The organism is Eubacterium maltosivorans, from assembly GCF_002441855.2.
Lineage (GTDB): Bacteria > Bacillota > Clostridia > Eubacteriales > Eubacteriaceae > Eubacterium > Eubacterium maltosivorans.
Map to the genome: position 1 here is coordinate 1,355,322 of NZ_CP029487.1, position 24,355 is coordinate 1,379,676.

General features: G+C 44.9%; 27 protein-coding genes and 1 tRNA gene. 3 read left to right on the top strand and 25 right to left on the bottom strand.

The features are described from left to right. Entirely contained in the window at positions 1-348 is a 348-nt protein-coding gene (locus tag CPZ25_RS06600; protein WP_058693955.1) for an Asp23/Gls24 family envelope stress response protein, read from the bottom strand. A gap of 155 nt (positions 349-503) precedes the next feature. Between CPZ25_RS06600 and rpmB the strand changes: the two genes are divergently transcribed. Then, entirely contained in the window at positions 504-692 is a 189-nt protein-coding gene (rpmB, locus tag CPZ25_RS06605; RefSeq protein ID WP_073382339.1) for a 50S ribosomal protein L28, read from the top strand. Positions 693-745: 53 nt separating this feature from the next. On the opposite strand, the gene CPZ25_RS06610 is transcribed toward rpmB, so the two are convergent. From CPZ25_RS06610 to dapF, 14 genes are all read right to left on the bottom strand, one after another. Beyond that, positions 746-1,390 (bottom strand): thiamine diphosphokinase, encoded by a 645-nt coding sequence (locus CPZ25_RS06610; RefSeq protein ID WP_096919976.1) that lies wholly within the window; start codon positions 1,388-1,390, stop codon positions 746-748. A 1-nt stretch (position 1,391) separates the two neighbouring features. Continuing rightward, on the bottom strand, positions 1,392-2,282 hold the full coding sequence (rsgA, locus tag CPZ25_RS06615; RefSeq protein WP_187368455.1) for a ribosome small subunit-dependent GTPase A: 891 nt from the start codon (positions 2,280-2,282) through the stop codon (positions 1,392-1,394). A 10-nt stretch (positions 2,283-2,292) separates the two neighbouring features. After that, a complete protein-coding gene (pknB, locus tag CPZ25_RS06620; protein WP_096919975.1) occupies positions 2,293-4,056 on the bottom strand; it encodes a Stk1 family PASTA domain-containing Ser/Thr kinase in 1,764 nt (587 codons plus the stop codon). Then, a complete protein-coding gene (locus tag CPZ25_RS06625) occupies positions 4,049-4,795 on the bottom strand; it encodes a Stp1/IreP family PP2C-type Ser/Thr phosphatase (RefSeq protein WP_096919974.1) in 747 nt (248 codons plus the stop codon). The genes pknB and CPZ25_RS06625 overlap by 8 nt, the downstream gene beginning before the upstream one ends. Before the next feature lie 4 nt (positions 4,796-4,799). Beyond that, a complete protein-coding gene (gene rlmN, locus CPZ25_RS06630) occupies positions 4,800-5,822 on the bottom strand; it encodes a dual-specificity RNA methyltransferase RlmN (protein WP_096919973.1) in 1,023 nt (340 codons plus the stop codon). Between the two features lie 103 nt (positions 5,823-5,925). Next, positions 5,926-7,251, bottom strand: coding sequence for a 16S rRNA (cytosine(967)-C(5))-methyltransferase RsmB (gene rsmB, locus CPZ25_RS06635; protein WP_096919972.1), 1,326 nt, complete (start codon positions 7,249-7,251; stop codon positions 5,926-5,928). Positions 7,252-7,257: 6 nt separating this feature from the next. Continuing rightward, entirely contained in the window at positions 7,258-7,956 is a 699-nt protein-coding gene (locus CPZ25_RS06640; RefSeq protein ID WP_058693947.1) for a zinc metallopeptidase, read from the bottom strand. 68 nt (positions 7,957-8,024) lie between these two features. Then, positions 8,025-8,966 (bottom strand): methionyl-tRNA formyltransferase, encoded by a 942-nt coding sequence (gene fmt / locus CPZ25_RS06645; RefSeq protein WP_096919971.1) that lies wholly within the window; start codon positions 8,964-8,966, stop codon positions 8,025-8,027. Further along, positions 8,963-9,403, bottom strand: a complete 441-nt coding sequence (gene def / locus CPZ25_RS06650; protein ID WP_058693945.1) for a peptide deformylase — start codon at positions 9,401-9,403, stop codon at positions 8,963-8,965. The genes fmt and def overlap by 4 nt, the downstream gene beginning before the upstream one ends. Positions 9,404-9,416: 13 nt before the next feature. Next, positions 9,417-11,645 (bottom strand): replication restart helicase PriA, encoded by a 2,229-nt coding sequence (priA, locus tag CPZ25_RS06655; RefSeq protein ID WP_096919970.1) that lies wholly within the window; start codon positions 11,643-11,645, stop codon positions 9,417-9,419. A gap of 8 nt (positions 11,646-11,653) precedes the next feature. Then, positions 11,654-11,986 carry a DNA-directed RNA polymerase subunit omega gene (gene rpoZ, locus CPZ25_RS06660; RefSeq protein WP_058693943.1) on the bottom strand — a complete coding sequence of 111 codons (333 nt, stop codon included), beginning with the start codon at positions 11,984-11,986 and terminating at the stop codon, positions 11,654-11,656. A 2-nt stretch (positions 11,987-11,988) separates the two neighbouring features. Further along, complete coding sequence (gmk, locus tag CPZ25_RS06665) at positions 11,989-12,621, bottom strand: guanylate kinase (RefSeq protein ID WP_058693942.1); 633 nt, start codon at positions 12,619-12,621, stop codon at positions 11,989-11,991. Positions 12,622-12,661: 40 nt separating this feature from the next. Beyond that, positions 12,662-13,543, bottom strand: coding sequence for a YicC/YloC family endoribonuclease (locus tag CPZ25_RS06670; protein ID WP_058693941.1), 882 nt, complete (start codon positions 13,541-13,543; stop codon positions 12,662-12,664). A gap of 26 nt (positions 13,544-13,569) precedes the next feature. Then, positions 13,570-14,448, bottom strand: coding sequence for a diaminopimelate epimerase (dapF, locus tag CPZ25_RS06675; protein WP_074617244.1), 879 nt, complete (start codon positions 14,446-14,448; stop codon positions 13,570-13,572). A gap of 145 nt (positions 14,449-14,593) precedes the next feature. On the opposite strand from dapF, the gene CPZ25_RS06680 reads away from it, so the two are divergent. Continuing rightward, positions 14,594-16,405: an Rqc2 family fibronectin-binding protein gene (locus CPZ25_RS06680; RefSeq protein ID WP_074617243.1), complete on the top strand. Its 1,812-nt coding sequence runs from the start codon at positions 14,594-14,596 to the stop codon at positions 16,403-16,405. Positions 16,406-16,680: 275 nt separating this feature from the next. Here CPZ25_RS06680 and CPZ25_RS06685 read toward each other — a convergent pair whose 3' ends face one another. The 10 genes from CPZ25_RS06685 to CPZ25_RS06725 all read right to left on the bottom strand — a co-directional run bounded on the left by CPZ25_RS06685 (position 16,681) and on the right by CPZ25_RS06725 (position 22,722). Next, positions 16,681-17,604 carry an RluA family pseudouridine synthase gene (locus CPZ25_RS06685; RefSeq protein ID WP_096919969.1) on the bottom strand — a complete coding sequence of 308 codons (924 nt, stop codon included), beginning with the start codon at positions 17,602-17,604 and terminating at the stop codon, positions 16,681-16,683. A 21-nt stretch (positions 17,605-17,625) separates the two neighbouring features. After that, positions 17,626-18,360 (bottom strand): YlmH/Sll1252 family protein, encoded by a 735-nt coding sequence (locus CPZ25_RS06690; RefSeq protein ID WP_058693937.1) that lies wholly within the window; start codon positions 18,358-18,360, stop codon positions 17,626-17,628. Between the two features lie 9 nt (positions 18,361-18,369). Then, complete coding sequence (locus CPZ25_RS06695) at positions 18,370-19,062, bottom strand: MATE family efflux transporter (RefSeq protein ID WP_243129355.1); 693 nt, start codon at positions 19,060-19,062, stop codon at positions 18,370-18,372. Further along, positions 19,016-19,276 carry a hypothetical protein gene (locus CPZ25_RS20790; protein ID WP_243129356.1) on the bottom strand — a complete coding sequence of 87 codons (261 nt, stop codon included), beginning with the start codon at positions 19,274-19,276 and terminating at the stop codon, positions 19,016-19,018. The genes CPZ25_RS06695 and CPZ25_RS20790 overlap by 47 nt, the downstream gene beginning before the upstream one ends. Positions 19,277-19,411: 135 nt before the next feature. Continuing rightward, positions 19,412-19,777, bottom strand: coding sequence for a hypothetical protein (locus CPZ25_RS06700; protein WP_058693934.1), 366 nt, complete (start codon positions 19,775-19,777; stop codon positions 19,412-19,414). A 103-nt stretch (positions 19,778-19,880) separates the two neighbouring features. After that, entirely contained in the window at positions 19,881-20,150 is a 270-nt protein-coding gene (locus CPZ25_RS06705) for a YggT family protein (protein ID WP_058693933.1), read from the bottom strand. Between the two features lie 2 nt (positions 20,151-20,152). Continuing rightward, positions 20,153-20,644 (bottom strand): cell division protein SepF, encoded by a 492-nt coding sequence (locus CPZ25_RS06710; protein ID WP_074617240.1) that lies wholly within the window; start codon positions 20,642-20,644, stop codon positions 20,153-20,155. A gap of 10 nt (positions 20,645-20,654) precedes the next feature. Beyond that, the gene (locus CPZ25_RS06715) at positions 20,655-21,317 is read right to left on the bottom strand and encodes a YggS family pyridoxal phosphate-dependent enzyme (protein WP_096919968.1); all 663 of its coding nucleotides are present in this window, start codon (positions 21,315-21,317) and stop codon (positions 20,655-20,657) included. A gap of 26 nt (positions 21,318-21,343) precedes the next feature. Beyond that, positions 21,344-22,465, bottom strand: coding sequence for a hypothetical protein (locus CPZ25_RS06720; RefSeq protein ID WP_058696350.1), 1,122 nt, complete (start codon positions 22,463-22,465; stop codon positions 21,344-21,346). 180 nt (positions 22,466-22,645) lie between these two features. Next, positions 22,646-22,722: transfer RNA gene (locus tag CPZ25_RS06725), tRNA-Pro, on the bottom strand. A gap of 204 nt (positions 22,723-22,926) precedes the next feature. On the opposite strand from CPZ25_RS06725, the gene gadC reads away from it, so the two are divergent. After that, entirely contained in the window at positions 22,927-24,354 is a 1,428-nt protein-coding gene (gene gadC / locus CPZ25_RS06730) for a glutamate/gamma-aminobutyrate antiporter (protein WP_058693930.1), read from the top strand. Position 24,355 lies beyond the last annotated feature (1 nt).

Genomic DNA, 24,355 nt, shown 5'->3' on the forward strand with positions numbered 1-24,355 from the left:
CTACACTCTTACGCTTACGACATTAACACTGATGCGTTTTACCTTCAGTGAAGTTTGTTTTTCAACGCTATATTTTACAGCTGAAATAATATTTTCAGCCACCACAGAAATCTTTATTGCCTGCTCTACGATCACGTACAGATCGATAATCAGCTTTCCGTCGTCATCGATCTTGACGCCGACGCCCTTACTGGCCTGCTCTCCCGACATTATTTCAATCAAACCGTCCTTACCGCGCTGATGTGCCATACCGACTAAGCCGTAGCATCCCATAGCAGCGTTTCCGGCAATATCCGCAATCGCTTTACGCGAGATATCAATATATCCTAATTCATTTTCTATTTTCATTGGTAAATACTCCTTTATCTTCTTTACTCAACTATATCATATCTATTTTACATAAATATTTCAAGAAAGTCAAAATTCTTATTGCATTATTTTTAAATTTTGTGATATAATAACCTCTGTTTTAGTAGAAGAATAGCGCAAGGGAGGTTGGACAAATGGCTAAAGAATGTTTTGTATGTAAAAAAAGCGTTGTGTCTGGCAACAATGTCACTCACTCTAATAAACATAATAAAAGAGTATGGAAACCTAATTTACAAAAAGTTAAAATTGTACTTGATGGTACTCCACAAAGAGTTAATGTTTGCACCAGATGTTTACGTTCCGGTAAAGTTGAAAGAGCATAGTTCTCGTTTTAACTTATAAAAACGTGCAGGTATAATACTTGCACGTTTTTATTTTACTCATTTATAATATCAACCATCAAAATTCCTTGCTCTACCGATATTTCAGGACATTTTTCCACTGTTACATTACTGATGCCATACCCTGGAGCAAAATGCGCCATCACACCATTTTTTACCGGATACTCAAATCCTTTAAGGTTAATTCCGCTGGCCTGATCAGTAAATGCCAGAACTGAGACGGTCGTTCCCACCGGCACATCCAGGACAGCACTGTCTTTTACCAGAAAAATCCGATTGCTTTCATTGACAATCTCACCCTGAATTCCTTCTTTTAAAAGACGGTTCAGTAAATAAAGATTTCCAAAGCTGTGATCAAACCGGCTTCCCAGAGCGCCGAGGATTACCACAGTATCAAAGCCTTTTTTTACGCAGTACTCAATAGCCAGCTCAGTATCCGTTTCGTCTTTATGTGTAGAATGGGGTTCTATAACCACACCCCTTTCTGAATAATCTGCAAGCAGCTCTGCATGGATCGAATCCATATCGCCAACTAGCAGTTGTGGCGTTATGCCCAGGGAATGAGCGGCGTTTGCGCCGCCGTCGGCACAAATCACCTGGAAATTCTCCTGGTTCTCCAGATAATTTTTATAAAAAGCTAAATTTTCATACTGCCCGTTTGTAAAAACAACTGCTTTCATTCTAATAGTCACTTCTCTTATTTTTTATTTCATCCAAAAGATAACTGTAATGCTCATAACGCACTGGGCTGATTTCACCCTTTCCAAGCTGCTCTTTTACTGCGCACCCAGGCTCACTCTGATGCAAGCAGCTCGCAAATCGGCAGGAGCCCTCCTCAAACTCCGGAAAATAAAACCGAAGATCCTCCTTCTCAATTTCGCCATCGAGCTTGAGGGATGAAAATCCCGGAGTATCCAGCAAATACCCGCCGGCCTTTAAATCCAGCAGTTCAACATGACGTGTCGTATGCTTGCCGCGGTTAAGCTTCTGGCTGAGTTCTCCTGTTTCCATGACACCTGCCTCACACAACCTGTTGGCCAACGTTGATTTACCTACTCCTGACGGACCAGCGAGAAAGGCCGTTTTTCCCTCTATTTGGCTTTCAATCGCCCGCAGGGCATCGTTGTCTTCCTGATCAAAAGCAAAGCATTTATAAGGCGTTTTCGCGTAAATATCCATAATCCTCTGCAGCTCATCTGCCTCCACAAGGTCTGTTTTTGTAATACAGATGACTGGTTCAACCTCTTTCATTTCTGAGGCAATCAGCAGTTTATCTAAAAGCAAAAGGTTTGGGCTTGGATTTTCTCCGGCAAACACAATTAACGCCACGTCTACATTGGATACAGGCGGGCGTACAAATTCGTTTTTTCTTGGTTTTATTTCATCAATTGCCAGTTCGTCCCTGTCATTTTCGACCACCTCTACAAAATCACCGACCATGGGCTTGATTTTCTGGTGTCTGAAAATGCCGCGGGCTTTACATTCTAATAAAGAAGTGGAACCGTTGGGTCTTACATAGTAAAACCCTCCGATTCCTTTGATAATTCTTCCTGAGATTCTATTTTGTTTCATGCGGCATCACTTACTGTTCTCCAGGCTCTGTTGAAGGATCTGGTTTTGGCGTTGGTGTCGGAGTTGGACTCGGCGTCGGAGTTGGGCTCGGCGTCGGCTTACCGCTGCTGACCACAAAATTGATTGAGGTGCCTCTTTCGGTTTGTGTTCCCTCTGTCGGTGACTGGCTGATGACGAGGCCGGCGCTCACAGTGTCGCTTTCACTGGTCGTTACCCTGCCTACACTCAGTCCGCTGTCCTCAATCTGCGCCTCTGCGGCGGACTCACTCATCCCCACGATTCCAGGAACCGTCACGAGATCCTGTCCCTTGCTGACATAAAGGGTAATGCTGGTGCCTTCAGCGACACTGACTCCTTCGCCAGGATCAACCGAATAGACAATGCCTGTGGCAACATCGCTGTTGTACTCACGCTTAACATTCTTAACCAGCTTCAGTTTGTCGATGGCCGCGGTGGCTTCTGCCTCACTTAGCCCGATGACCTTTGGCACCGTGACATTCTGAGTTCCCTTGCTCACTGTTACCTTGACAGTCTGTCCTTTTTTCATTTCTCTTCCCTCTTCAGGATTTTGAGAAACGATTTTGCCAGATTCAACATCTGAGCTGTATACCTGGTTTTCAACCTCCAGCTTTAATCCCGCCTTTTCCAGCTCCTGCGTTGCCTGTTCCTGGGTCATGTTCTTAACGTTTGGAACCATAACCGCCTTTGTCGTCAATGTATTCACCAAGATAACGATCAGGATAATCGCCAAAATACCGCCAGCAATGGAAAAAGCAATAATTTTTTTCTTTTTCTTCCGCTGGGCCTGGACCAGATCGTCTTCTTCTTCCTCGTCATCTTCATGATAACCGCTTTCGATCGGACCTGTAACCGGCTCAATTTTAAAAAGCCCTTCATCGCCGATAATCTGTGTTTCATCGCTGACTGCAGCACCGTTATCACCTACTGCCGCATTCGCGTCCACCATAATTTTCTCAAGGTCATCGATCAGCTCATCCATATTCTGATAGCGGTCTTCAGGCTTTTTATGAGTCAGCTTAACCACAATATCATTGACACTGGTCGGTATATCCGGCATGATTTCCTTCGGAGGCACCAGCTCCTCCTGAATATGCTTAATAGCAATGGTAACGGTATTTTCCTCATCAAAAGGAAGCTGTCCGGTCAGCAGCTCATAATACATGATGCCGAGGGAATAAAGATCGGAACGCTCATCCACAAAGCCGCCTCTCGCCTGTTCGGGTGAAATATAATGAACAGAGCCCATGGTCTGGTTGGTCATGGTTACCGTAGAGCTGGTGATGGCTCTTGCAATACCAAAATCCGCAACCTTTGGCACCAAATCGCGAGTTAAAAGAATGTTGTGGGGTTTTATATCCCTGTGAATAATTTTATGCTCATGCGCACATTTAAGCGCTGCCGCCACATCAATGATAAAACGGGTGGCTTCTTTATAATCGAGATGTCCTTTTTTATTCAAGTACTGCTTCAGGGTAATGCCATCCACATACTCCATAATGATATAATAGATATCACCTTCCACACCCACATCGTAAACTGAGACAATATTTGGATGGGAAAGACCCGCAGCCGCCTGAGACTCGCGGTCAAATTTCTTGATGAATTGTTCGTTTTCTGTGTACTCTTCACGCAAAACCTTAACCGCTACATAACGGTTAAGCTTACGGTCCTTTGCTTTGTAAACATAGGCCATGCCTCCGCGCCCGATCAATTCAATTATCTCGTAGCGATTGTTCAAGACCTTACTAATCATTGGCAGTTACCTCTTCCTTTGGGTTAAACAGTACAACGGTAATGTTATCATTGCCACCGTTGTGGTTTGCTAAGTTAATCAATTCCTTGGTCGCGTCTTCCAGAGAATACGTTAAGACAATTTCCCGAATAGCCCCTTCGTCAACCATATTGTAAAGACCGTCGGAGCAAATCAAAATGACATCCTCCGTGGTTACCTGATAATCATACAGATCCGGCTGAACAATATCGTCTGTTCCGAGCGCGCGAGTAATGACGTTTTTCTGAGGATGGACACTAGCTTCCACCGAAGTGATTTTCCCCTCATCCACCAGCACCTGAACCAATGAGTGGTCCTTTGTTAACTGCTCCATTCCTTCTTTGTTAATGCGGTAAGCCCGACTGTCGCCCACATGAATAACGCCTAAACGGCTACCATCCAATATGCACATGGTGAGAGTCGTCGCCATACCAAGACACTCTTCACAATTTCGGCTCACATCAATAATCTCGTGATTGATCGCATTGACAAAATGGTACATTTCGTCATAGTCAAAATAATTTTCGACATCTGACAGCTTTTCTTTTATATAATCAACAGCCATCTGACTGGCGATTTCACCGGAACGGTGACCGCCAAGACCATCGGCTACTGCGAAGACATAGTATTTTCTTCCACTGTTTTCAATGGTAGCTGCCAGACAAGCGTCCTGATTCACTTTTCGTTTGGCACCTATGTTTGAAGAATACGCGCACTTCATCTCATCACCTCTTCATCCCGTCTGCTTTCTGGCGCAGCTGTCCACAGGCCGCGTCGATATTATCGCCTATTTTCCTTCTAATTGTACAAGTAATACCGCGTTTTTTCAACTCATTGCTAAAAAAATTTACATTTCGGCTTCCCCTGTACACACTTTCCGTAACCGGATTCAGGCCGATTAAGTTGATATGACAAGGCATTTTTCCCAGTATTTCAGCAAGCTCAGCTACATCTTCGGGCCGGTCATTAAATCCTTCGATCAATGCGTATTCAAATGTGATTCTTCTCTTTGTTTTTGTAAAATAATTGTTACAAACCTTAAGAAGTTCTTCAATCCGGTATTTTTTTGCCACAGGCATCAATGTTTCCCGGCGTTCCTGGAAAGGCGAATGCAGTGAAATGGCAAGGTTGATCTGAAGGTCCAGTTCTGCCAGCGCTTCAATCTGGGGGACAAGGCCACAGGTAGACAGGGTGATTTTGCGCTGTCCGATTCCCCAGCCCTCGTTTGCGATGTTTATAAATTTCAGTATATTCTCATAATTATCCAGCGGCTCGCCAATCCCCATAATTACGACATTGGAAACTCGGATTCCTGCTTCCTGCTCTGTCAGATAAATTTGATCCAGAATCTCGCCTGCCTCAAGGTCTCGGATTTTCCCGCCTCTTGTGGAAGCGCAGAACGCGCAGCCCATCCTGCAGCCGACCTGACTGGAAACGCACAGGGAATACCCGTGATGATAGGACATCAGCACTGTCTCAATGCTGTTGCCGTCCGGCAGACGGATCAGATATTTTCGGGTTTCATCCACAGGGTCTTTCTGTATTTTTTCAATGCTTCCATGTTCGATAGCATACCGGGTTTTCAGCTTTTCCCGAAGGCCTTTCGAAAGATTCGTGCAATCGTCAAGATGCGCCGCCTTCTTTTCATACAGCCATTGATAGAGCTGTTTCCCTCTAAAGGACGGCTCTCCGGCTTCTTCCATCAGCTTTTTACACTCATTTAATGTTTTTCCAAATATATTTTCCATCAGAAAATGGATTACCTTTCTATCCAATTAAAAATCCGGCATAAAGCCGGATTCTAATTGAGTCAATACACTTTTACTTATTATAACACAAATTCTAACAAAATTAACAATCTTTTTTCAATTTTGCCATAAAAAAGCAGTCACAGCCATCATCAAGGGGGCTGGTATGAAGGCCGATCCCCTCTTCTGAGACGGTTTCTATGCTCATAAAGGGGTACTCCTTCAGCACCCGCTCAATCTGCTTTTCATTTTCATCGCTGTTGACCGTACAGGTACAGTAGACCAGTGTCCCACCTGGCTTCAGGTATTGTACCGCATGATCCAGAAGCTGTCTCTGAATCCGGATCAGCTCTTTCCGGACGTTTTTCGTGATAGTATAACGTATCTCAGGCTTTCTGCGGATGATGCCAAGGCCTGAGCAAGGCGCGTCCAACAATATCTTGTCAAAAGCTTCCTGATCCTCTTGTCTGAAAATACAACCGTCTGTTTTCTGTGTTTCAATATTACGAATGCCCAGGCGGCCAGCGGTTTCCTCGATCAGCTTTAGACGGCTGTCAAAAATATCGCGGGCGACAACAGCGCCTTCATTTTCCATTAACTGGCTCAAATGGGTCGTTTTCCCCCCCGGCGCAGCACACATATCCAATACACGGTCCTTCTTTTCAGGCCCCAAAAGCCGCGCGGCCTTCATAGCCCCCTGATCCTGAACCACAAAATAGCCAGCTGTAAACAGCGGGTCACGCTGCACCTGATTCTCAAAGCTCCCCAGACAGCTTAAATGGAGAGCATCACCGTCAAGCGCTCCCTTTTCACAGCAAATCCCCTGATCTGAAAGTTTTCCTTCCAGAGTATCTCTGTCAATTTTAAGCGTGTTTACTCTTATGGTAAAAGGAGGCTTTTCATTGAGCAGAGGAATAATTTCCTCCGCCTTTTTGGCACCGAAGGTTTCATAATATTTATGGATGATCCAGACTGGTATAGAATAACGGATGGACAGCGCCTCCTTCTCATTGCTGAAGGAAGAAAAATCAAAAGTCTCATCCTCAGCCTTGTTCCGGAGTATGTTTCTGAGCACTCCGTTGATAAACCCTCTGGCCTTTGGCTTAAGGCTTCCAGCTATCTCAACGGATTCATTGACCGCAGCATAGGCCGGAATTTTATCCAAAAAATAAATCTGATAAACCGCGACCCGGAGTATTTCCAACACCTCGGGGTCCAGCTTATTCAGATCTTTTTTAATATGCTTTTTTAAAAGGTAATCCAGATACAGCTTGTTTTGGAGAGTCCCGTAGACAATATTAAGATAAAGTCCACGATCCTCTTCTTTATAATAATTTTCTCCAAGCACCTTTTTAGTTTCCAGATTGGAATAAGCGCCCTCCCTGCCGACTCTGAGAAGCGTTTTTACGGCTTGTTCGCGAATTCTCATAGGCGGCTAGTTCCTGTTCCGGAGCGCTAGCAGACGCAGCAGGTTTAAAAAAGCCATAAGGGTACTGGCAACATAGGTTAACGCTGCCGCCCGAAGTACTTTTTTAACGCCCTGTTCTTCACCTGGAGCAATAAGCTGATACTCTTCCAGAGCCGCGACAGCCCTCCGGCTTGCATTAAATTCTACCGGCAGTGTGATAATATAAAACACGAGTGAAACACAGAACAAAATAATCCCAATGTTCATCAGTGTCACACCAAAGCCAGTACTGCCTCTGCCAAAAATCAGGCCGATGAAAAACAAAGGCCACGCAGCATTTGAGGCGAAATTGCAGACTGGTACGATGGCATTGCGGAAGCGCAGAGGGAAGTAACCCTCCTTGTCCTGAATGGCGTGGCCGGTTTCATGCGCCGCGACGCCGACAGCCGCAATGCTGTCCTGGCTGCCTACACCGCCAGACAAGCGCATAACCTTGTGTCTGGGGTCATAGTGGTCTGTCAGGTTTCCGCCAATGCTCTCAATCCCGACATTGCTAAGTCCGTTGATATCCAGCAACTTCCGCGCTGCTTCGGCCCCGGTCAGACCGTTCCTGGTCCGCACACGGCTGTAGGTTTTATAGGCACTGCTGACCTGATACTGCGCATAGGCCGCTAATATAAGCCCAGGTATCAAAATCAGCATTGAACTGTAATAACTTAAAAACATTTTATTTTCCTCACAATTTTAATTATTTGTGATCCATTATACAAAAGCACTCTAAAATCAAGCTTAATCTATTCAAACCGCGAGCCCGGAGCGATACTATTCCCATTGAAATAAACCTTTGACGGCATTCTTTTCTTACCCGGCATCTGAATTTCTCCAACCACCAGTGCACCGTCACCTGTTTTTACAACTAATCCATGCTTTGTATCTGCCCGCAGGACTGTTCCAGGAAGTTCTTCTCCAGAATAGTCTAAGCTTTCCGGCTCAAAGCATTTTATCTTTTCGCCGTTTAATTCAGTATAAGCGCCAGGGAAAGGATCGGTACCGTTAATGCGCCGTAGAATTTTAAAGCTCGTTTGATTCCAGTCAAGCTTTCCGGTAGTCTTTTCAACCTTATCTGCATAGGTTGCCTGGGCTTCGTCCTGTTTTTCAGGGACCGCCGTACCGTTTTTGAGAGATTCCAGCGTGATGATCAACAGCTCTGCTCCTTTTTCCGCCAAAAGGTCATGAAGAAAACCGACGGTCGTTTTCGCATCGATGGGCACACTCACCTTTGCGAGCATATCGCCTGTATCCATGCCAATATCCATCTTCATGATGGTGACGCCCGACTCTGTTTCTCCGTCGAGAATAGCGTGATGTACCGGAGCGGCGCCCCGGTATTTGGGCAGCAGTGAGCCGTGAATGTTCACAGAGCCTAAAGGGGGCATAAACAGGATCTCCTCAGACAGTATCTGACCATAGGCAGCTACCACAAAGACGTCTGCTTTCAGCGAGCGCAGTGCTTCGACCGCTTCTGGCGTTTTAATCTTTTCAGGCTGCAGGACCGGTATTCCCAGCTCCAGCGCGCGCTGCTTCACCGGCAGAAATTTTATCTTTTTTCCCCGCTGGTTTGGCCGGTCAGGCTGAGCGACCACAGCCGCCACATCATGTCCGGCCTCCACCAGCTTATTGAGGGCGGGAACCGCAAAATCGGTGGTTCCCATCAATACTACGCGTAATTTTGTCATTTAATTACCCTATCCAGAAACACTATGCCATTCAGATGATCAACCTCATGGCACACAGCCCGGGCCATCAGCCCCTGGCATTCCATTTCATAGCGGTCACCGCTTAAATCGGTATATTCAACTGTAACGAATTCCGGCCGTTCCACTTTGCCGGAGCGGTCCGGAAAGCTTAAACAGGCTTCTTCCTCAACAACTGAGCCTTCCTGCTTTGTAATCTCCGGATTAATCAAGGTTACCGGGCCTTCACCGATATCAATCACAATCAGTTGTTTCAGCACCCCGACCTGAGGCGCCGCCAGTCCAACACCTTCCTCAGCATACATTGTATCCAGCATATCTTTTTGCAGTTCAATGATCCGATCATTTATTTCCGTAATCTCTCGGGTCTTTTTTCTGAGAATCGGATCGTCGTTTACCCGCATTTTTCTTATAGCCATTATATTCTCCTTTCTACAAGGTAGCAGGGGGATCAATCTCGATCGACACCTTTGAGGCCAACCGCTCAATTTCTCCTGCCGCCGTTATTTCTTCAATAATATGTTTAAAGGCATCCAAATCCTTTGCTTTTAACAAAATTTTCCAGCGAATCTGACCATTTCCACGAATCACGCCAGATAAAAAGGGCTCAAATATTTCCACATCCGCTCCAGATCCGCAGGCTTTTTGCAACGAACGAAAAAACTCCCGGCTGTCATCCGCCACCTGTACTTCATCCGAATGAAACAGACTGAACAGAACAAGGTGCTTTTCGGGCGGATAGCCCATGAGACGCCGATATTCAAATTCCTGTCGATAGAAATCCGAAGGATTTTCCGAGGCCAGTGCCTCGTTCGTTATATTATCCGGCTCATAGGTCTGGATCAGGCACGGCGTATTCTCGGTCATGCGGTTGAAAAAGCGCCTGTAAAGCTGATAGGCGTTTTCCGATGAGCTGTAATCCCCGTGGTTTAAGTCGCCATCGATGAGCAGCGCCGCGGCTAATCCAATATTTTGAAAATTAAAATTTCTCAGCAGCATCCGCGTACCCAGAATAATATCCCAGTGTTTTTCCGCGAGCTCTTGTTTGACCCTTTTGAAATCATCATAAGAGGCAATGGTCTCACCGTCCAGCTTTAAAATATTACAATCTGGGTAACGATTTTTGAGCAGCTCATAAACCTGATCAATGCCCAGCCCCAGCGCCTTGATTTTTTTCTCTCCGCATTCGGGACAGACCGTGTTTCTTTTTTTAGTATACCCGCAATAATGACATTTTAAAACATCGCTTCCCGCGTAGTATTTCAGACTGACCCCACAGGCAGGACACTTTTCGACATAACCGCAGCTTCTGCAAAACACATAGGAGGCGTAGCCGCGCTTATTGATCAGCAGCATAGCCGTCTTTTTTTCGGCCAGTGTTTTTTCAAGACTCTCCCTGAGGCGGCAGCTCATAAAATCAAAATTTCCCGACTTCATTTCGCTCTGCATATCAACGATAACAGGCACGGGCTTTTTTCTTACAAAGCAGGGCGCATTATAGATTCCTGTCCACTCCCCGCTCTCTGTGTTTTTTACGGCGGCAACAGACGGAATCTCGTCACTGACAATCAAATCTGCGCCGCAGAGGGCTGCGTATTTCTGGGCAATGGTAATGGTGTTATACCGGGGCATGGCAGCCGCGTAATAAGATGGATCGCGCTCTTCATCGACAACGATGAGCCCAAGCTTTCTGAAAGGCATAAACAAAGCGGCTCTCGAGCCCACCAATACTTTTATCTCGCCACAGCTCACCCGTTTAAAAATCTGGTATCGCTCCTTCTGACTGAGCTTCCCATGACAAACTGCCACAGCATTACCAAAATATCGATAAAGCAGGGCCCGCATCTCAAGGGAAAGCCCAATTTCCGGGAAAAGCATCAGGGCAGTCTTTCCCCCGTTCAGGCATTCCTCTACCGCTTTACAGTAAAGCATGAGTCTGGTATCTGAATTTTCCTCAAAAATAAAGCATGGGCGGCCCTTTTGCCGTTTTTCCAAAAACTGGCGGTACAAAAATTCACTGCTCTCAGAGAGTGTAATTTTTTCCGGCATTGCTTTTCCATCGGATACTGCGCAGCTTGTATCCCGTTCATAAGCTATAACCAGTCCCTTTTTCTCTAAGGTACGAAGACTGCTGCCCACCGCTCCCAAAAGCTCACAGAGTTCTCTTCTGGTGAAGTCTCTTGTCTCAAGCAGCTCAAGGATCTTTTTCTGAACCGCTCCGCGGACCGGTTCCTTTCGCACAAGCCGGTAGACTCTTTCAATGGACTCGTAAGGCTCAAAGGCGATCCGGTTCTCGTAGGGATCTTCCGCTGAAACTTCCAGCCGTTTAACAACCTTCACAGGGTTTGTAAAATGATAAAGGCCCTCATAAAACAAAGCGCAGTAGGTGCTTTTCATCCAGAGACATAAAGCGATCTGTTCCTTTGTTAAAATCGGGCTTTCATCAATAACTGCTTCAAGTTCTTTGATTTTATCCGGATAAGCGGTTTCCTCTTTTACACGGACCACAAAGCCCTCAAGCTGACGGTTTCCGTTCCCGAAGGTTACGCCGACGCGCACTCCGGGAACAATGACCGACTCAAACCTTTCCGGTATTTTATAATCGTAAGGATGATCAATTCGCTTATTGGTCTGATTTAAATAAATCTCAGCAAATTTCACAACTGTTCCTATAAATCTTCAGCCATGTCAGCCGTTGTCTCCGCTTCGCTGAAAAGATCATCTTCCGGGAAAACAGCATCTTCAAAAACATCGTCAACCTCTGAGGTTTCCACAGGCTGTACGGGGCGCACAAGATCCTGTGCGATTTCGGCAGTGGCAATGGAAACTGGATTATCAATGGTAATCTTGACCAGGGGTTCGTCACCGTCAATGATCTCTCTTGCTCTTTTAGCAGTCGCCAGCACCAGCTCATATTTATTGCTCGCTTTGGAAATTAAATCGTTGATGGCTGGGTAGCGCATCCCTTTACTTGTATAATTATCTGTAATATTTGGTTTCATTTCTACCTCCCTAGAATATCATTTACTTTGTTTTTCAGACGTTCAGTTCTGCATTTTTCAGCAGTGATAATGGATTCGACCTGATGCGCCGCCACATTTTTATCCTGATTAATGACAATATAGCTGTAATCATCCGCGTTGGTCATCTCATCATAGGCACAGCTCAGGCGCATTTCCATCTGCTCCGCACTTTCTGTTCCACGCATTTCAATTCTTCTGCGCAGCTCCTTCATGGACGGGGGCGCTATAAAGATATAAATACCTTCCTTGTAGTTTTCCCGAACCTTCGCGGCGCCCTGAATATCGATCTCCAATATAACATCATACCCTTCTTCGAGCAAATTTTCAACATAATCCTTTGGAGTTCCGTAATAATTATCATATACCGTTGCGTATTCCAGATATTTCCCCTGCTCAATACGCTGTTCGAACGCTTCTTTGGTGACAAAGAAGTAATCCTTCCCCGGCACTTCATAATTTCTTGGTGAACGGGTGGTCTCGGAAACGGAAAGCCGTATCTCCGGGCGGTTTTCACGCACAATTTTACACACCGTACCCTTACCGGCACAGGAAGGCCCTGAGATAACAATCAGAATTCCTTTTTCCCGTTCAAAAAATTTTTCTTCATTGCTCATATTCACTTAAACTCCTCCAATTTGCTGACATTTTTTAAAATTATTCGATATTCTGTATCTGCTCGCGGATTTTTTCAATTTCACTTTTAACATCTACTACCAGATTGGCGATGCCGATGTCGTTGGCCTTTGAACCGATAGTATTAATTTCACGGTTTAGTTCCTGAACCAGAAAATCCAGCTTACGGCCTACCGGCTCATCCTCTTCTCCGAGAATCTCCTTAAGCCGCCCGGTGTGGCTTTTAAGCCGTGTCAGCTCCTCGCTGATATCCAGCTTATCCGCCATAATGGCTACCTCGGTTAAAACGCGCTTTTCATCCACTTCCATGGAATCAGTGTAAGCTTCTACTTTTGCACGAAGCTCCTCCTGATATTTTTTCAACATCTCGGGGCTTTTAGCCTCAATGGCTGAAACAGCCTTTTCGATGGCGGTGCAGCGGGCCGCAACATCCTTTTTGAGGGCTTCCCCTTCGCGGTTCCGGCTGGTGTCTACCTGTTCCAGCGCTTCATTCAGCACAGGAGCCATTTTACGCCAAACCGCTTCGTAGTCTACGCCCTCATCCTCAAGACTTACAACATCTGGAAATTTGGCGATCAGCCCGGGGCTCAGATCATCGTCGATCATGGAGTCCAGAGTTTTAATTTCATTCAGAACATTGATATACGCTTTAGCCAGATCGCGGTTAAACACAATCCGCTTATTCTGGGCGTCGATCTCGTTGTATTTGATAAAAACCTCAATGCGTCCGCGCGCGATCTTTTCACTGATGGCCTTTCGGATGTTTTCCTCAATAGGATTTAGCGACCGCGGCAGCTTCAGAAAAAAATCTCTGAAACGATGGTTAATGGTTTTTATTTCAATCGATATCTCCAATGCCTCGTCTCTGTAATCCTTGCGGCCAAAACCTGTCATACTTTTCATTTTTGTTGCCTCCGTTCTTTTCAGGCTTACAATTCTCTTAAAGCTGCAAATAACGCTTCTTCTTCATTGGGAACCTGCATTTCATAAGCACCCGTAAAAACAACCTTTGCCGGCCCTGTCATAAAAACAGCGTTTCCGTCAAGCTCAATCACCAGGTCCCCGCCAGATAAGCAGGCGTGAACCTTACTGCCAACCAGGCCCATGCGGTGCAGCACCGCAACGGTCGCACAGGTACCAGTACCGCAGGCCAGTGTACGGCCAACGCCGCGTTCCCATGTATCCATGGCAATACTGTCGCGGCTGATCACCTCCGCGAAGCTGATATTACATTTGTTGGGAAACATGGCGTGCTTCTCAAAGTAAGGACCAACCTCCTCGATTGGGAAGCTGTCCACATTTTCAACTAAAACAGCCATATGCGGATTTCCCATAGACGCGCAGCCATAGGTAAGCTCCTGATTCTTATAGGTGATCTTCTCGCCAAGGAGTGTCGCTTTATCTGAAATGACCGGGATATCCTTTGTCTCAAAGCTGACACTGCCCATGCTTACTTTGATGGTTGATACCCCCCGATAGGATTCTAAAACCTGGACACCGATTTTCCCGGCTCTGGTTTCAACCTCAAAAGGCTTCGAAGCATCCACAATCCCCGCATCGGCGGCGTATTTGGCGAGGCAGCGGACGCCGTTGCCACACATTTCCGCGATGGAGCCGTCCTGGTTGTAATAATTCATTCGCACATCACAGGACTCTGAAGGCTCAACCAAAATCAAACCATCTGCGCCGATTCCAAAGTGCGGCCTGCACATCGCCTCTATTAACTGTGCCGGAAGCTGGATGGAATTGTCCATATTGTTAATGACGATAAAGTCATTTCCGGCACCCTGCATTTTTGTAAAATTCATTCTTAAGCCTATCTTTCCATTTTGAATTATTTATCTTCTATCATATCCAAAAAACTTCCAAAAAACAACAGGAAATGCTAGAATAATTTGAAAAGATTAAATAAAGAATTCAAAATCTCCAAAATAGATGAAGGGAATTAAACCAATGGCATTTGACGGCATTACTACCAAACATTTAATAAAGGAATTACAGGAGACGATCGTTGGCGGCCGTATCCGCAAAATATACCAGCCCGAGAGCGATGAAATCCGTATGACCATTAACAGGGAAAAGGAAAACTATAACCTTTTGATCTCAGCCAACGCGAATAATCCGCGCGTCTATCTGGCCGAAAAGCTTAAGGAAAACCCAGGCACGCCCCCCAGCTTCTGCATGGTGCTCAGAAAGCATCTTCTCAATGGCATCATTGTAGACATTGTGCAGCACGAAACCGACCGGGTGATCGAGTTCAGTATTTCTGGCAAAAATGAATTCAACGATGTGGTAATCAAAAAGCTGGTAGTCGAGATCATGGGCCGAAACAGCAACGTTATTTTAATTGATGATAAGACAGACGTCTCCGGCGAAAGGCAGGAGGGTGAGGATATCATTCTGGACTCCATGAAAAAGGTGGGCTCCGGTTCCAACCGCTACCGCCAGATTCTGCCTGGCAAGGTCTATATTTATCCGCCCGAAAGCGGACGCCAGAATTTTTTATCCCTGACAGAGGATCGTTATTATAAAATGGTGGCAGAAAACTCCGAAACGGTTACCGAGCGCTTCTGGGTACAGTGTTTTCTGGGCCTGAGCCCCATTATCGCCCGGGAATTCTGTTTCAGAGCAGGCCTTAACCCCGAGCTCAAGCTCAAAGAATTTTCAAAAAAGCAGCTCGGCTATTTATATCAGGCTTTCAGCGAAGTCATGGATGAAATTGAGAAGGGGCCTAACTGCGGTATTTACTACTTCCGGCGTGAAATCATCGATTTTTCAACGGTCAACCTCCACCATATGACGGATAACGAATGCACTGCCTATACAAACGTCTCAAAAATGCTGGAGGCCTTCTACTATATCAAGGATAAAAAAATCCGTTTTAAGGCCAAAAGCGCCAATCTGAGGCATCAGCTGGACACACTGCTGAAAAAAAATTACAAAAAACTCCAGAACCTGCATCAGGATATGGACAATTCCAAAAAAAATGAGAAGAACAAGCTCTACGGCGACCTGATTACCGCCAATATTTATATGATTGAAAAAGGCATGGAGGAGGTTTCGCTGGTAGATTATACCGACCCGGAAATGAAAACTGTCAGGGTTCATCTCAAGGTCAATGAAACACCTTCCCAAAATGCCCAGCGCTTCTATAAAAAATACAATAAGGGCAAACGGGCCCAAATCCAGCTGGCGGAACAGATAAAAACAACCGAGGAACAAGTTTATTATCTCGAAAGCCTGACAGGCGGCCTGGATCAGTCTACAGAGCTCAATGAGCTAGACGAAATCCGCCACGAATTCATGCATTCTGAATTTAACAAGAAGGGCCTGACCTCCAAGGAGGCAAAGAAAAAGATCGCAGCTTCCAAGCCACTGCACTTTATATCCTCTGAGGGCTTCGACATCTATGTTGGAAAAAACAATTATCAGAATGATTATATTTCTACACGCCTGGGCGTAGACGAAGACTGCTGGCTTCATGTCAAAGATATTCCTGGCTCACATGTTCTGGTCGTAGCCAATGGACGCTTCATCACAGAGGATACCCTTCTTGAGGCAGGAATGCTGGCAGCCTGGCACAGCAAGGCCAAAAACTCCGAGAACGTCCCGGTGGATTATGTCGAGTTCAGGTATTTAAAGAAGCCAAAAAAAGCCAAGCCTGGCATGGTTATTTTCACCAATCAAAACACCATGTACGTTACGCCCAACAAGGACAAAATCGCTGCGATCCAGCAGGTTTTGAACAGCAATGAGCAAATATAGTTTAAAAAGCGCGTTAAAAGCATCTTACCATCTTTAGCTTTCATGCGACACATACGTCAAAGCGCAGCGTCATGTGACATAAAAAATAAGGGGGGCTAGTAAGCATTTTTCAATATAGTTTATTTATTTTACCATCATGTTGTATTACAGAAAACAAAAGCGGTCTGCTTAAAAATGAAACAGACCGCTAACACTGCCCGCGCATTGTCATATGTGTCACATGAAAATGCACGGCTTTATTTTTCGAATTTTATATTTTTTAAGAACCAAAGCTTTTACTCAATTTCCTTCAACCCGTCCAGAATCGCCTGAAAGGCTTCGGGTAAGGGCGCTGAAAACTCCATATATTCACCGGTGTGTGGGTGCTTGAAGCCTAACAGCTCGGCATGAAGGCACTGCCCCTCTGTTTTGAAGGGATTTTTTTTATCACCTTTATACAGGGGATCACCGGCAATGGGATAGCCAATGGCCTGCATGTGCACCCTGATCTGGTGCGTTCTGCCGGTTTCCAGCCGAAACTGCATCAGTGTATAGCCTTCAGCATAGCGCTTAAGGGTCTCGAAATGCGTAACCGCCTCCTTGGAATTTTCCTTAACCACCGCCATCCGAATTCGATCCTTTGGATGCCTGCCAATGGGCATATCAATGGTGCCGCGATTATTTTCCATAATCCCTTTTACCAGCGCTTTATACTGACGGGTAATGGTGTGCGCCTTCAGCTGCTCTGTCAGATTCTGATGCGCTGCATTATTTTTTGCCACCATTAAAAGACCGGAGGTATCCTTATCGATTCGGTGGATGATCCCCGGCCGGAAAACACCGTTGATATTTGACAAGGCGCCGGTATGATACATCAGTGCATTGACCAGCGTGCCGGATGGGCTGCCCGGTGCAGGATGCACCACCATCCCCTTTGGCTTGTTAACCACAATCACATCATCATCCTCATAAATAATCTCTAAAGGAATATTCTCCGGCTCAATGGCACTCTCTACCGGCTCAGGAACCTCCATGGTAATGACCTCTCTGCCTTTCAGCTTATAGCTGGCCTTTTTCTGGCTTCCATCCACCTTTACAGCGCCTTCGGCCAGTAAATTTTTGATATAGCCTCTGGAAAAATCCGGCTCCTGTTCAGCACAATAAGCATCCAGACGCACACCCGCGCTTTCTTCTGGGACATGGTACTCTTTAATTTCCATTTAATCATTCCTCAATTTCTTCTAAATATATTTATCAACGATCAGGCGCAGGTTTCCTTTTTTGGTGACACCACCGAGCTCCGTAACCACTGCTTTTCCCTTACCTCTGAGGGAAATAATATCCCCAGTTCTGATCCGATAATCGTTTTTGGTGATCTCCTCATAATTGACCCGGACACGGCGCTGCTTAATGTAGGTAATACTATCCTGCCGCGAGAAGCCCCATATTTTGTTGATAACACCGTCCAGACGGTCTGAGGCCGCCACCAGCTCCAGCCGTTTAAACCGCAGCTCAAAGGTTTTGATCTGATCCGGCTCCAGTATCTCAGGCTTGATGCTTCTGCCCTTCACCTTTGTAAAATTCAAGGTAATGAAGTCTCTCAGGCGCTCTGCAAAGATCACCTGAACCTCCTTATCGTTCATATTAATATCCCCCACACATTCACGCGTAATACCCAGATGCATCAGCTCTCCAAGCACATTGCGGTGATCCATTGGAAATTCCTTCGGAAAAAGAACCGCCAGCATGGGCCATTCGAGGGCGCCGGCATCTAAGTAATCCGGGTAGATGCACAGCATTTTTCTTCCAGCGTTCTCCATTCCACCCCAGAAAAGATAGGGCTCTCCAGAATGCTTTAGGATGTTTTCCATCTTCAACTGCATGGCTTCATCCTGAAAATCGAAAAACTGGGGAGCGTAATTATTCTGACAGGCATCCTCCACCCTGGCCAGCAAAAACTCATCTTTTTTGTCCATTTCTACACCTCACACCACCGGGGTTTTCCAACGCCCCAGCTTTAAATAAACGATCTCTGCCACAACTGAAACCAATGTGGCCGCTGGTGCCGCCATGCCAATTGCCGTCAGACTGCCGGACAGCGTCACACTCAAAATCCATGCCAGCGGCAAACGAACAAACAAAGACACGGCCACACCGTTCACCATTGAAAAAGTCGTTCGTCCACAGCCGTTAAAAAATCCCAGAAAACAGAAACCAAACGCCACAAGCATAAAATCAATACTAAAGGTTCTCAGATATGCTGTTCCAGCTGCAATAACAGCCGGCTCTGCCCTGAAAATCTGCAAAATTGACGCTGGAGAAACCTGAGCCCAGATAAAAAACGGGATTGAACAGACCAGTGACAAAATAATACTGGCAAAAAGAGATTTCTTCGCGCGATCAGGCTGTCCCGCTCCAATATTTTGAGCTGCAATGGCAGCAATGGCAAAAGCATCAAATTTTCCCGCAATACCAACTGCGGCAGCTGCAACAACACCCATCGTATTGATGATGGCTGTAATAAATAAAAAGGAAATCTGCAGCAAAGTCTCCTGCAGCGATACCGGTATTCCAACCTTTAAAAGCCGCGCTGCCTTATCTCTGTAGATCCTGAAGTTGTCTCTTTTAAACTCAAAAATAAAGCTTCTCCGGTTCAGATAAACAATTGCCAGAATCATACTGACCCCCTGTGAACCAGCTGTCGCCAGGGCAGCTCCCGCCGCGCCCATTTTCAGACGCAACCACGGCTGCGTCGTTAAACCAGCCGACAACCATCATGTCCACCGCGCCATAAAGCGCCTGGATAAAATTGGCCATGAGATAAGGCAGCGCAAAAACTGCCAGCATCTTATAAATATTTCCTTTTGTCAGGTTTTGTATCCGTTGTTCCAAATGTCTGCCCCCAAAGAATTTATAAACAATCTTTTTTATTATAGCTAAAAACGCAAATGTTCACAAGCTAAAACGCACAACAAAAAAACCGGCGTTCTATCACCGGCTTTTCATATTAAACCTTCTTCCTTTAGCTCACTCCATATACTCGAGGATCTCATAGGGTTCTGATTTTGACAACTCAAGAATGAATTCTCCCCTTTCATTCTCTGCCATTCCTAAACGAAAGCCAATACGTTTATCTGCTGTCATGACGGTAAGCTTTCCCTCATCTTCGTCCAGCAGTGTCAGATTTTCGTTCCGGTAAACGACCATTGTTTTAATCTGCATTACTTTTTCTAAATCTTCATAACGGACCATTTTGGTAAAATTACCATAGCTGCTCTGCCTGAAACCCGGCGGTGCCTTATTACCTTCCACGATTAATTTAAATGTATCCGGCATGATCTCCTGACACTTAAAGGTTTCTCCATGATACAAAGCATATTGCCCTGAGCGCATATTTTGTTCACCTCCTTTCATGTATAATAGAAGATTTTTATGTATTCGTTTTCCATCGAACTTTAAATGAAACCGTCTGTCCATGGCGGCAGACGGTCACAAGCTAAAAAATCGCTTTAATCAGCATTTGATACAAAGGATAAATGATAAACTGAAGCAGCACCACGGCCGCAATTCCAGAAAAATCAATGGGGCCAATAACTGCAAAACGACGCAGTGGTGATAACATCGGCTCGGTCAAGCCATAAATCAGTTTTACGATCGGATTATCTGGGCTGGGATTAAACCAGCTCATCAGAATATTCGCTACAATCAGGAGCGTGATCAATTCGACAAGATAATGACCGGCGACAATTAAAATACTTTCGATCATTCCTATTTATCATCATCCCAATTTAAAATAGGGGTAATTGTGTCACTCTCGTCTTTTTCCATGCTTGTAGAAACAGAAACCTGTTTTGGCGCAAGGATAAAAACATTATCGGCTATACGGTTGATGGAGCCCTCCAGAGCGAAAACTGCTCCGTTAAGGAAATCAAAAATTTTCTGGCCATCTTCGTATTCTGTATTTTTAAGATTGACGACAACCGTCTTATCTGCTTTGATTTTATTGACGATCCCAGGCGCGTCTTCAAAACGTTCAGGATCTAAAACCAAAACTTCAGGACCATCGCCAATACCCACAAGACCTGTACGTTTCGGGGCAGGCGCTGTTTTCTTTGGCTGCGGCGCATAAGTGTTTCTCGGCTCTTCAACGACTTCTTCTACTTCGTCATCATAGTATTCATCATCGTAGTATTGATCATCGTCATCCATTTCCATACCGAAAACCTTTATGATTTTATCTTTGAATTTTTCGTTTGCCATGCTGTTTCTCCTAACGATTAAATATTTTTCTTCCGATCCTTACAATCGTAGCCCCTTCTTCTATGGCGATGGGGTAATCATCCGTCATTCCCATAGATAGATATTGCATTTTAATATTTTCTCCATGGTATTCTTTTTCTATTGTATCATATAATTCTTTTAAATGCTTAAAAACTTTATGAATTTCATCAGAATTTTTTGTCATCGGTCCAATGCACATAAGTCCCTGTATCTCGAGATGCGGGCAATTTCCGGCTTCTTCCATAACCAGCTTGTATTCCTCAGCCATAAAACCAGATTTACTGCCCTCTTCCGCAAGGTTAAACTGGATTAAGACATTTGTTTTAACATCGTGCTTGGCGCTTTCCTTTTCAATGGTTTTTAAAAGTTCAATAGAATGAACCGAGTGAATCAGGCTGACCTTTCCCATCAGGTATTTAACCTTATTGCGCTGCAGATGCCCAATGAAATGCCAGCGCACCGGCCCTTTGATCTCATCGACCTTAGCCAGAAATTCCTGAACTTTATTTTCTCCAAGATCATAAACGCCGGCATCAACAACTGCCTGGGTTTCTTCCACACTGCGGTGTTTAGTCACCCCCACCAGCGTTACATTTTCCGGAATATCTTTTTTAATTGCCGCAATATTTTCTGCAATGACACTATCTGCCATTTTATTTCACTTCTTTCTCTGATAATTTATGGATAAACCTTAATGGTCGTGCCAGAGGACAACGCCCTATTATTTTCGTCATCCAGCTTTAAAACAGCCATACCTTTATCATACTTATATACTGTTACAGGAGTCAGTTCCTCAAAATAGCCTTTTTCAAGGGTTTTTACATAGGTAGCGCCGTCTTTTTTAATAATAGCGCTCTGGGGCACCTGAAAACAACTGAACCGCTCAATATTAACGTCGGTATTAATCATGATTTCATTGGCAAAAACATTGACATAATCCTTGACGAGCATGACGATTATTTTGTTATCGCCGTCATCAATAACATCGACCAGATAGCCCTTGTAAGTATTCTGTCCGCTTTCAAAGGAAAGGGTTGGATAATAACGGAGCTGATCAACCCGTTTGACCAGAAATTTATAATATTCTGTGTTCTTTTCTGCGCCGCGGGTTCCCATATATTCTTCCTTGTTGGCAAGCGCTTCCTCTTCACCTTCCACCGCCTCGCTTTTAGGAATCGAAAAGGCCGTAAAGATATGATCGTTATTAATGATTTTGAGCGCGGTCTGGTTTTCTTTGTCAATTTTACTGGCGGTTTTCAAAAAATTCGTGTTGATATAGGGCAGCGCACTTTCACTGACAACTTTTTCCATAGCATTGAGGGTAGTATAAACATACCCTGAGCCCATCATCTGTAAACCACTTAATGTAATGTCTCTTGGCTGACCGTCGTTCAGGCTCTCATAAATAGCTTTTTGCTGGTTGAGCTCATCCTGGTTTTCACCCATAAACTGGACAGAATCCACCAGAAATTCCTTTCGCTGTCGGTCAGCCTGGCCAAACTGCGTGGTGATTTTTGCCATTCCCACATAATTTGCCGTAATTTCATTAATGACTGAAGGCCAGTCGTTATAATACTTGTCCGCCATAATCTGATCGATGGTATCCGTCTGATATTTCAGAAAATTCTGATTCACTGCCTTTGGAGACTGTGTCAGCGTTTTGTAGCCATTGGTCTTTTCCCCCTCGGGCAGGGTTAAATCTGCCGCGGAAAAATCATCCAGCTCAATATAATCAATGTCTTTAAAAAAGAAAAAATTGGTTTTATAGGCATTGGTATACTCAGAGGTTTCCAACAGCATCCGCTGATTATTCCGGTAAATACCTGCAACGATTATGACGGCAATTAAAAAAAAACGACGCCAATAATCAATTTTCTCCGTTTATTGACCCGTCTCTTCCATTCCCGTGTAGCTTGACTCATTTTATTCACCTGTTAGTTTACTTATTTTATAAAAATCCCTGATTTTGAATAAAAAAAATGGTCTGAGTGAGAGGATTCGAACCTCCGGCCTCGTGAACCCCATTCACGCGCGCTACCAAACTGTGCTACACCCAGACATCGAAGATAATTATAGCGGTTTTCATAAAAAAATTCAAGAGGAAATCTCAATATTTAATAAAAAAATAAGAAAAAAGTCCGGTGAAGCCGAATATTTGTGATTTCAATGCGTTTTCTAAGCTTCGTTTTGCGTTAAGACCCCCACCATCTGGGTATTTAACTAATAGCACTCCAAAAGATAAGGAATGGTATCTGTTTAAAATGAAAAATCAACTACTTAACGATACATCAAAAACTTCAAAGCTGACGCTTTTCAGCTTTTTCGCAATGACAGCTTCAATGGTTATGACAGCGGATAAATACGCGACTTTTGCCTCCTCAGGCTTCTCACTGGCATTTTTTCTGGTTGCAGGAGGTTTTTTATGGTTTATACCAGTCTCGCTCTGTGCTGCAGAGATGGCCACGGTTGAAGGCTGGGAGGAAGGTGGCGTGTTTACCTGGGTCGGTAAGACCATTGGTGAACGCTTTGGCTTTGCAGCCATATTTTTTCAGTGGTTCCAGATTACCATCGGATTCATATCAATGATTTACTTTATCCTTGGCTCATTCTCCTATGTCTTTAACATACCTGCTTTGGAACAAAATCCTTTCATTAAATTCATTGGTGTTCTGGTGGTTTTCTGGGCCCTGAGCCTATCACAGCTTGGCGGTACAAAATACACTGCCATGATCTCAAAAGTTGGCTTTATCGCTGGTATTCTATTTCCAGTACTGCTGCTTTTTGGGTTGACCGGCGCTTACGTTTCTTCTGGCGGACCGATCCATCTGGAAATGAATGTACATACCCTGATCCCTGATTTTAAAGATGTGGATGATTTGGTAATCTTCGCCTCGTTTATTCTTTCCTTTATGGGAATTGAGGTTTCAGCCACCCATGTCAACCAGTTAAAAAACCCCAGTCGGAATTACCCTCTGACTATGATTATCCTGGTCGTGCTGGCGATTATCTTAAACACCGTAGGCGGCATTTCTGTCGCGATGGTGGTTCCTGCCCAGAATCTGAGCTACAGCTCCGGAGTCGTACAGACTTTTGAAAATCTGTTCCGTTACTTTAATCCAGATTTGCTCTGGATGGTTCGTATTCTCGGTGCCATGATTGCCATTGGCGTTATGGCTGAGGTCAGCTCGTGGGTGGTCGGCCCGTCACGTGGCCTTTATGTGGCGGCCAAGGATAACCTGCTGCCAAAGATTTTTAAAAAAACCAATGGCCGCGGCATTCCCACAAACCTGATTTTGGGTCAGGGGATCATCGTAACAATCTGGGCGGCTGTCCTGACCTTTGGCGGTGGCGGAAATAACCTCTCGTTTTTAACCGCCATCTCTTTATCCGTTGTAATTTATCTGATCACTTACTTTTTATTCTTCGGAGCTTACTTTATTTTACTTTACAAGCATCCCGACTATAAGCGCGCTTATCAGATACCTGGTGGACGCCTTGTCAAAACGATTATTGCCGGCGTTGGGCTGTTAATGTCCATCTTCACTTTTGTGGTGACCTTTTTTCCGCCTGACCAGCTGGCGCCTGACAATTATATCCGGTATGATATGATCCTGATTATCAGCTTTTTAGTCGTACTAACACTCCCCTTTCTGCTCTATCATATTGAGCGGAAAAAACATAAAACCTAAA